5 protein-coding genes are annotated in these 8920 nt (G+C 26.7%); 2 read left to right on the forward strand and 3 right to left on the reverse strand.

Features of this window, described 5'->3' with window-relative positions; genetic code table 11:
• Nucleotides 1–34: 34 nt before the first annotated feature.
• Together IC213_RS17930 and IC213_RS17935 are read left to right on the forward strand one after the other, a co-directional pair.
• Entirely contained in the window at nt 35–2188 is a 2154-nt protein-coding gene (locus IC213_RS17930) for a response regulator (RefSeq protein ID WP_227863349.1), read from the forward strand.
• A 2-nt stretch (nt 2189–2190) separates the two neighbouring features.
• Nucleotides 2191–4332: a diguanylate cyclase gene (locus IC213_RS17935; protein ID WP_227863350.1), complete on the forward strand. Its 2142-nt coding sequence runs from the start codon at nt 2191–2193 to the stop codon at nt 4330–4332.
• Between the two features lie 473 nt (nt 4333–4805).
• Here the strand turns inward: IC213_RS17935 and IC213_RS17940 are convergent, their stop codons facing one another.
• From IC213_RS17940 to IC213_RS17950, 3 genes are all read right to left on the reverse strand, one after another.
• Complete coding sequence (locus IC213_RS17940; RefSeq protein ID WP_227836456.1) at nt 4806–5855, reverse strand: toxic anion resistance protein; 1050 nt, start codon at nt 5853–5855, stop codon at nt 4806–4808.
• 132 nt (nt 5856–5987) lie between these two features.
• Complete coding sequence (locus tag IC213_RS17945; RefSeq protein ID WP_227863351.1) at nt 5988–6635, reverse strand: hypothetical protein; 648 nt, start codon at nt 6633–6635, stop codon at nt 5988–5990.
• 420 nt (nt 6636–7055) lie between these two features.
• Entirely contained in the window at nt 7056–7703 is a 648-nt protein-coding gene (locus tag IC213_RS17950; protein WP_227863352.1) for a hypothetical protein, read from the reverse strand.
• Nucleotides 7704–8920 lie beyond the last annotated feature (1217 nt).

Consider the following 8920-nt stretch of genomic DNA (forward strand, 5'->3'; position numbering starts at 1 on the left):
ATACTATGTAATAACTATATATAGTTCTAATACTATGAATGAACAAATGAACATAGTCAGCGAACATCCATATACTGTGTCTGTTGCAATAGGTGATGTCAAAGCTAATCTGACATTGTTGCGTGCATTACCAGAACGTTTATCTTACTCCCAAACTTCTGATGTAATAACTGGGATAAAAACACATTACAGTTCTATTGATAAGTCAATGACAGAATTAATTAATCTTTTAGATGATCGTTACCTAGCTGATAAACAAAGTGTGCCAGCAATGCGTTCACTTTATTCTCAACTGTATAATGACCAGATAAAGATGTTGAAAATGGCGGAATCACAGAACAATACGCAGGAGGATATAGAAGCATACTTTTCAAAAGAAATACAACCAAAACTAGATAAGCTGGATGCATTATCTGTTACTATCACAGAAGGTGCAGGAAGAAAACTTAATGAATATTCCGAATTGGTTACCAGTTCTAAAAGAGTAATGGTCATAATGGGTAGTATTCTTAGTGTATCAGTTTTAATTGCTATTATTTTTTATCAATACATACTAAGACTTAAATACAAGTCTGAAGAAGAAATGAATTCTGCTCTAGCTGAACTTGAAGTAGAACAACGTGCAAATTTGGCAAAATCTCAATTTTTATTTAATATGTCTCATGATATTCGTACTCCAATGAATGCGATTATTGGTCTTACTGTAATTGCAGCCATGGATATTGATAAGAAGGATAAAGTAAAAGACTGTCTAACCAAAATATTGTCATCTTCACGTCATATGTTAGGACTAATTAATGATGTTTTAGATATGAGTAGAATTGAAAGTGGAAAAGTTTCACTAAATGACGAAGATTTTAAACTCCCTGAGCTAATTGATGATTTCATTAGTATTACATATCCACAAGCTATTGAGAAAGATATACAAATGGAAATCAATGTTAGTGATATCTCCCATGAAAAAGTGATTGGAGATGCTTTACAAATTAATCGTATTATGACAAATATTATAGGTAACTCATTGAAGTTTACACAACCTGGTGGTAAAATTGGTTTAACTATTCGAGAGTTGCCACCAACTACAAAAGGTTATGGCAGTTATCAGTTTATAATGCGTGATACAGGAATTGGTATGTCTGAAGATTTTATAAAAAAGATATTCCAACCTTTTGAGCGTGCAGAGACTTCCACAAAAAGTAGAGTAGAAGGTACAGGACTTGGTATGGCCATTACAAAGAATATTGTAGATATGATGAGTGGTCAAATTCAGATTGAAAGTGAACTTGGTAAAGGTACCACATTTATAGTAACTATTCCTATTAAATTACAGACCTGTGAAGAAGAAACATTTGATTATAGTAAATTATACGATTTGCGTTCGCTAGTTGTAGATGATGACGAAATTGCATGTGAAAACACAGTAAGAATTATACAGGAAATTGGCATGAATTGTGAATGGGTACTTAGTGGTATTGAAGCCGTGGAGAAAACAAAAATGGCCCATGAAATTAACCAAGATTATCATGTAGTTATTATAGATTGGAAAATGCCAGTCATGGATGGTCTACAAACAACGCGTCAGATACGTAAGATAGTTGGTGATGAATTACCAATTATTGTTCTTACTGCATATGATTGGGCTGATATTGAGGAAGAAGCAAAGGCAGCTGGCATTAATGCATTTTTATCAAAACCAGTGTTCAAATCCCGTTTATATCACATCATGAGTAACTTAACATCAAGTGAAAAAACAAAGGAAGCAGCCAATGTGAATGTAGCTGAAAGTAAGAAAACTTATTCAGGTCGTGTCCTTATAGTTGAAGATAATGAAATAAATATGGATATTGCAGAAGAATTTATTAGTTATTTTGGTGTAACCACAGAAAAGGTATGGAATGGATTAGAAGCTGTTGATCGTATTAAAACAGTTGAGCCAGGATATTATGACTTAGTTTTTATGGACATACAGATGCCAAAAATGGATGGTTATGAGGCAACTCAACAAATCCGTAAGTTAGAAAAAGAAAATAATATGAACCACCTCCCTATTGTGGCTATGTCCGCAAATGCTTTCATTGAAGAAGTTAACAAAGGCTATGCTTGTGGTATGGATAACTATATTACCAAACCTATTGAACTTGAAAAACTTAACACTTGTTTTAAAAAATATCTAAAATCAACATTATAAAAATGATTGTGTTGTCACAAAGGGGGCGATATATGATGATAAATAATGAATTTAAAGAAACTCAAATGAAAAGAAAACAAAAAATATTAATTGTTGATGATACTGAAATTAATCGTGCAATCCTTACTGATATGTTAGAAGATGAATATATCATCATAGAAGCAGAAGACGGAATTCATGCTATAGATATATTGCATACTGATACAGAAATTGACCTTATTCTATTGGATATAATGATGCCTAGAATGGATGGATTTGAAGTATTAACTATAATGAACCAATACCATTGGATTGAAGATGTACCAGTTATTATGATTTCAGCTGAAAATGCCTCTTCTTATGTAAATCAAGCTTATGGACTTGGAGTTACGGATTACATCAATCGTCCTTTTGATGAAACAATAGTGCGCAGACGTGTTGTAAATACTCTTATGCTTTATGGAAAGCAAAAAAAATTAGCTCAGATGGTAACAGATCAGATTTATGAAAATGAAAAGCAAAGCAAGATTATGATAAATATCTTAAGTAACATTGTTGAATTTCGTAATGGAGAAAGTGGACTGCATGTACTGCATATTTATACGTTGACAAATATGCTACTTAATCGTTTAGTGGAAAAAACAGATCAATATGATTTAACATATTCAGATATTTCACTTATCAGCACAGCGTCCTCTCTTCATGACATTGGAAAACTCACTATTCCAGATGAAATTCTAAACAAACCTGGCAAGCTTACACCAGAAGAATTTGAAGTGATAAAAACGCATTCTGTGGCAGGAGCATCTATGCTGAAGACATTACCCTTTTACAAAAATGAACCAATTGTCAAAGTTAGCTATGAAATTTGTCATTGGCATCATGAGCGTTATGATGGAAGAGGGTATCCAGATGCTCTTAAAGGAGATGAAATTCCAATCTCTGCACAAATAGTTGCTCTAGCAGATGTATATGATGCATTAATAAGTGATAGGGTTTATAAAAAAGCAATTCCCCATGAAGAGGCAATCGAAATGATTTTGAATGGTGAATGTGGAGCATTTAATCCACTTCTACTAGAGTGTCTGATAGATATTTCTGACCATATTCAAGATAAGTTAAAAAATGATCCTTTAGCGACTACCGATCCAATAAAACATCACAATATTTCTTCAAATATACTACAACATAAGGAATTTTTGGCATCTGAGCGTACATTGCAACTACTAGAAAATGAGCGTACTAAGTATCAGTTTTTAGCTTTGATGTCTAGAGAAATTCAATTTGAATACATAGAAGCAACGCATATAGTAACTTTTTCAGACTGGGGTACCAAACAACTGGGTTTAACAAAGTGCGCAATAGATCCATATCATAGTTCTGAACTTCAACATATTATAGGTATAAACAATTTAAGAGTGTTAGATAGATTACTACGTAATACAACTCCTGAATCTCCAGACATCCATCATGATTTTCAGATTCAGATAGGTGATGAGCAGAGATGGTATCATTTTATTTGTCATGCCACATGGCTACTTGAAGATACTCCTCAGTATATGGGAGCAGTTGGAAAAGTAATTGACATTAATGAGGAGCATAGTCAGCTTATAAAACTTCAACATCTGGTACAACATGATTCTCTAACTCAGCTTTTAACTCATTCTTGTGCAAAAGAGCAGATACAAAAGAGCTTTATAGATGAGCCAGACAGTAAATTTGCTTTGATTATACTTGACTTAGATAATTTTAAACAGGTTAATGATAGTAGAGGGCATATGTTTGGAGATAAAATACTTTGCTATACAGCAGAATGTCTGAAAAATTGCTTGAGTAATAATGGTATTATCGCAAGAGTAGGAGGAGATGAATTCCTTGTTTTTTTTAAATATAATGACAACCTTCTTGAATTTGTTGAACAGATTTTCCAATCTATTTGTGGGGAGTATGAGGGTTTTTCAATCTCTGTAAGTATGGGTATATCTACTACTGAAAAAGCAAACAATCAATATGATATACTCTTTGAACAATCAGACCAAGCTCTTTATGTAGCAAAATCTGCTGGAAGAGGTATTTTTCGTCTTTATGATGATTCAATGAAAGATATATTTTCAACAATATCAGTTATTGAAAGTGAACTAATGGTAAATAATATTACAGAATAATAAAAAACATTGATACTAAGTTATTGCATATAATATGAGTAAACACTTCGTATCAATTATAAGAAAAGAAAAATAGAAGTAAATCAATTCTGATTACTTCTAACTTTCTTGTGCAATTAATTACAAGTCAATACAAATTTTTAATATAGTAATAGAAATAATCAAAGAAAATTATTTTTACTCGTTTTTAAATTTAGACATTATAAATAATTATATATATAAGTTATTTTATAAATTATTTATATATTTTTTATTTAAGTTATGTTTCTATTTTTAATTCAAATAAAAAACAGAGCAGTTTCAAACTGTTCTGTTTTCCACTTAGTTAATATAAAGTTGCTATATCTCCAACTATTTCATATTTTTCTTTTTTATTTACATACCACCTAGTTAATATAAAATATAATTTAAACTCCTATCTTGATACATAACTATTTTTTTATTCTCCCATTATTTTTATTGATTTAAAATTATTAATATTTCATTTCTTCTTTTAAATTTTCTAATTTTAAAAAACTATCTTCAATATTATTTTCCACTTTTATTTTCTTATATTCTTCTATGCCACACATTATTTTTTTATATAGTGAATATAAGTCAGTTTGATTCTCAATTATTTTCAAATTATTTTTAGATGTGCTTACTTTATTCTTCATAAAAAATTTGTTTGTTGACTTTTGCACGCTATTTATTCCTATTGACAAAATTTCCTGTTTTTTTAATATTATTGAGTTTGTTAAACATCGCTTAAAAATAGGTAGTGTAATTATAAGAGAAGATTTTATTAAATTTATTAAATCAAAATTATAATTTTGAATTTGCTCCATTAATGCTATATTCTGCAAAGATATATTTCGAGCTATCTTTAAATCATAAATTCTTTGTTCTAAGATTTCTTTATTCTCCTTTAAAAATCCCACTTTTTCATAAGACTGTGTTTTTTCTAATTCTATGGACAATTCTTTGTCTAAATTCTCTAAAACAATTCCACTTGCTGCTATATAATTTTCCAAGCTACTACAATATTCAAAGTTTGATTCGTATAACATGTTCATTTTTTTTAATTGATCTCTTAAATCTATTTCATATTTTTTTAATATAAAATAGATTTTATCAACTTCATCTACTATCACTGTATATTTACTTATTTGTTTATCTAATTTATATTTATTTTTTTTAAATATTTGCTTAAAAAAATTTGATTTCTTAGATTCTTTTAGTTCATCAAAATCAAATTCATTTATTACTTTGTCTAATTTATTTAATACTTCATTTATATCAATTTCATAATAATTTTTCAATGAATATAACAGTCCATCAGATATTTCTGTAACACTCTTTGAAGATGTACTTCCAAATTTAAGTATATTATCTATATTGTTTATATTTATTTCTTCTAATATACTTTTTACTTCTTCACTTTCTCTTAAATCAATTTCATATTTATCATTAAAATTTATTTTATCCTTGCCTTTTATAGATATATAATCATACTCTTCTTTTATTTTTTCTAAACAATCCACTAAAATAACAACCCCTTAATAATCTCTTTAAATGAGAAAAAATCTTCATTACTGATACTATTTTTTATATGTTTGTTTAACATTCTTTGAAACCTTAATACTATTCAAGTTTAAAATATCCACTTATATATATTATAGCTTTGTATATTCTTTTAACATACTATTGTATTTTTTAATATCTTTTAATAATATTTCTTTTTCATCTAAAACCATTTCTCTTTTAGAGCGATTAGCCATATTATCAGTAAATTTTAAAAGATTAATTAAAGATATTTTTATTTCGTTATATATATCAAGTTCTTCTTTTTCAGTTTTAAAATAGTCTTTTATATTGTTGTATTCATTCACAAATGAGTCAAGGATAACTGCATTTTCTACGACTATTCTGTGGTAAGGATTTTTAATGTCAGATAAAATACTTTCTATTGTTTTAAACTCATTCTTATATTGTCTATTAATATCTACTTCTTTATCATAAATAGATTTAATTACATTTAATAAATATTTAGCATGATCCTTTTCAAAATCTCCTCCTAAGTTAAGAAGCACTCCTAAAATAGCTAATGCAGAAGCCAAATACCCCAGCAATGGTATGCAAAATACAAAAAAGTATGTCCATGAACCTACTATATCTAATACATTAATATTATCTTTTAGAAAGTTTGAAGATTTATTTTTGAACTTAAATTTACTTTGTATAAAAGCTAGAAAAAAAACTAAAACAACAAAAAACATTTGATATTTATATACCTTAATTAATGCCTCAAGTAATTCATGCATTACTTTTCCCCTCTCTTTTCAAGTTATTCTTAGATAAAATACTATTATATCTTTTAATATTTTTCAATGACATATCTTTTTTTAAAAGTATCAGCCATTCCATTAATATAATTAAATATAGTTTTGAATTTTTAAATAGATTAGTTATTCCATTTTATTGTTTTTTAAGTTCTTTAAACATTATAAACAAACTTTTTTTTAAATTATTTTTTAAATTATTTTTTAAATTATATATTAATTTTAAAAATAATTTATTTTAAAATTTAAATTACAAAAAACAGAGTAGTTAGAACTACTCTGTTACTCACTTAATTAGCATAAAATATAATTAAAATTTTTTATTAATATATTCCAATCTTTTCTTCTACTGTTATTTTTATTACCTTAAAGTTATTAAATCTTAAGTATTAATTATATATATTATATCTTCATATATTCTTTTAACATATTAGTATATTTCTTAATATCTTTTAATAATATTTCCTTTTCATCTAAAGCTATTTTTTTTTCAGGATTATTAACCATATTATCAGTAAATTTTAGAAAATTAATTAAAGATGTTTTTATTTCATTATACATATCAATCTTTTCTTTTTCAGTTTTAAGATAGTCTTTTATATTGTTGTATTCATTTATAAAAGAATCAAGAACAACTGCATTTTCTACCACTATCTTGTGGTAGGGATTTTTAATATCAGATAAAATATTTTCTATTCTCTTAAATTCTCTCTTGTATTGCTTATTAATATCTTCTTCTTTATCATAAATAGATTTAATTACATCTAACAAATATTTAGCATGTTCTTTTTCAAAATCTCCTCCTAAGTTAAGAAGCATTCCTAAAATAGCTAATGCAAAACCTAAATATCCTATAAATGGGATACAAAATGTAAAAAAACATTCCCATGAATTCATCAAACTTAATACATTATTATTATCTTTTAGAAATCTTAAAGATTTATTTTTAAACTTAAATCTACTTTGTATAAAAAATAAAATATAAACTAAAATAACCAAAATCATTTGATATTTATATATCTTAATGAATCCCCCAAATAATCCATGCATTACTTTTCCCCTCTCTTTTCAAATTATCCTTAGATAAAATACTATTATATCTTTTAATATTTTTCAATTACATATCCTTTTTTAAAATTATTAACTATTTCATTAATAGACTAATTAAATTAATTAAATATAGCTTTGAATTTTCTAATAGATTATGTATTCCATTTTATTGCCATTTTAAGGTAGTTTGTCCTTATCATAAAGTAAATTATTGTATTTATTATTTAAAAGCGTTACAGCCGTTTTTAAACTCTTTAAAAAGCCCTTTTAAATTTATTCAAGAGATGCATCTTTTATCTAAAATATTTTTATAAGTAATAAGAATTTATATATTATTTATATAACTTGATAATTTATAAAAGAAAGGTATTTGTATTTTTTATAAGCAGTACAGAATAGAAAAGTATTCACGTTTTCCCTTTTACTATTCTATTCTATTTTAAAAACATTTTATTTATTTTATATTTTATTATTTTAGGCGATTTGGAAGCATTGAAATTACTTATGTACAGAGGTTGAACGACGAGTGTTTGGGAATTAACGACGAGTGTTTGGGAATTTAACGACGAGTATTTGGGAATTAACGACGAGTATTTGGGAATTTAACGACGAGTATTTGGGAGTTTAACGACGAGTATTTGGGAGTTTAACGACGAGTATTTGGGAGTTTAACGACGAGTGTTTGGGAATTTAACAACGAGCATTTGGGAGTTTTTAATGACGAGTGTTTGGGAATTTATGAATTTAAAATAAAAGTGTAAAAAATAAAATCTTTGTAGATATAAAAAATAAAAAGTCTTATAAAACCTTTAAATTTCAATATTTTGGCATATTTAAAGAAAAATTTTTAATAATTAATTTCAAAGAAATTATTTCAAAAAATGAAGAAACGAGTATTTGGGAGACTAAAAACGAAAAATAATATATTTTTCGTGAAAAATAGGTTAATATATAACTGTAACTAAAAATGTATTATTGTTTTATTAGAAACTAAAGAAGGAGGAATGTATTAACTTTTAGCTTAATACATTAAGATATATGGGTAATGTAAAAAGAGTCATTTATAATAAATATGATAAAAAAGAAATATTTAAAGACTACAATAGTCTTGTAAAACACAATAATCTTATACAAGGAAAATATACTCTTTCTGCTTCTGAACAGAAATTTGTTTATAAGCTTTTTGAAATAATTCAAAAGAGGAATTATTCTTCAAG

This window comes from Clostridioides sp. ES-S-0049-02 (assembly GCF_020658465.1).
Lineage (GTDB): Bacteria > Bacillota > Clostridia > Peptostreptococcales > Peptostreptococcaceae > Clostridioides.

Excerpts from the sequence above, each read along its gene's own strand:
- IC213_RS17930 (WP_227863349.1), top strand. The coding sequence starts at position 35 with ATGAATGAACAAATGAACATAGTCAGCGAACATCCATATACTGTGTCT.
- IC213_RS17935 (WP_227863350.1), top strand. The coding sequence starts at position 2,191 with ATGATTGTGTTGTCACAAAGGGGGCGATATATGATGATAAATAATGAA.
- IC213_RS17945 (WP_227863351.1), bottom strand. The coding sequence starts at position 6,635 with ATGCATGAATTACTTGAGGCATTAATTAAGGTATATAAATATCAAATG.
- IC213_RS17950 (WP_227863352.1), bottom strand. The coding sequence starts at position 7,703 with ATGCATGGATTATTTGGGGGATTCATTAAGATATATAAATATCAAATG.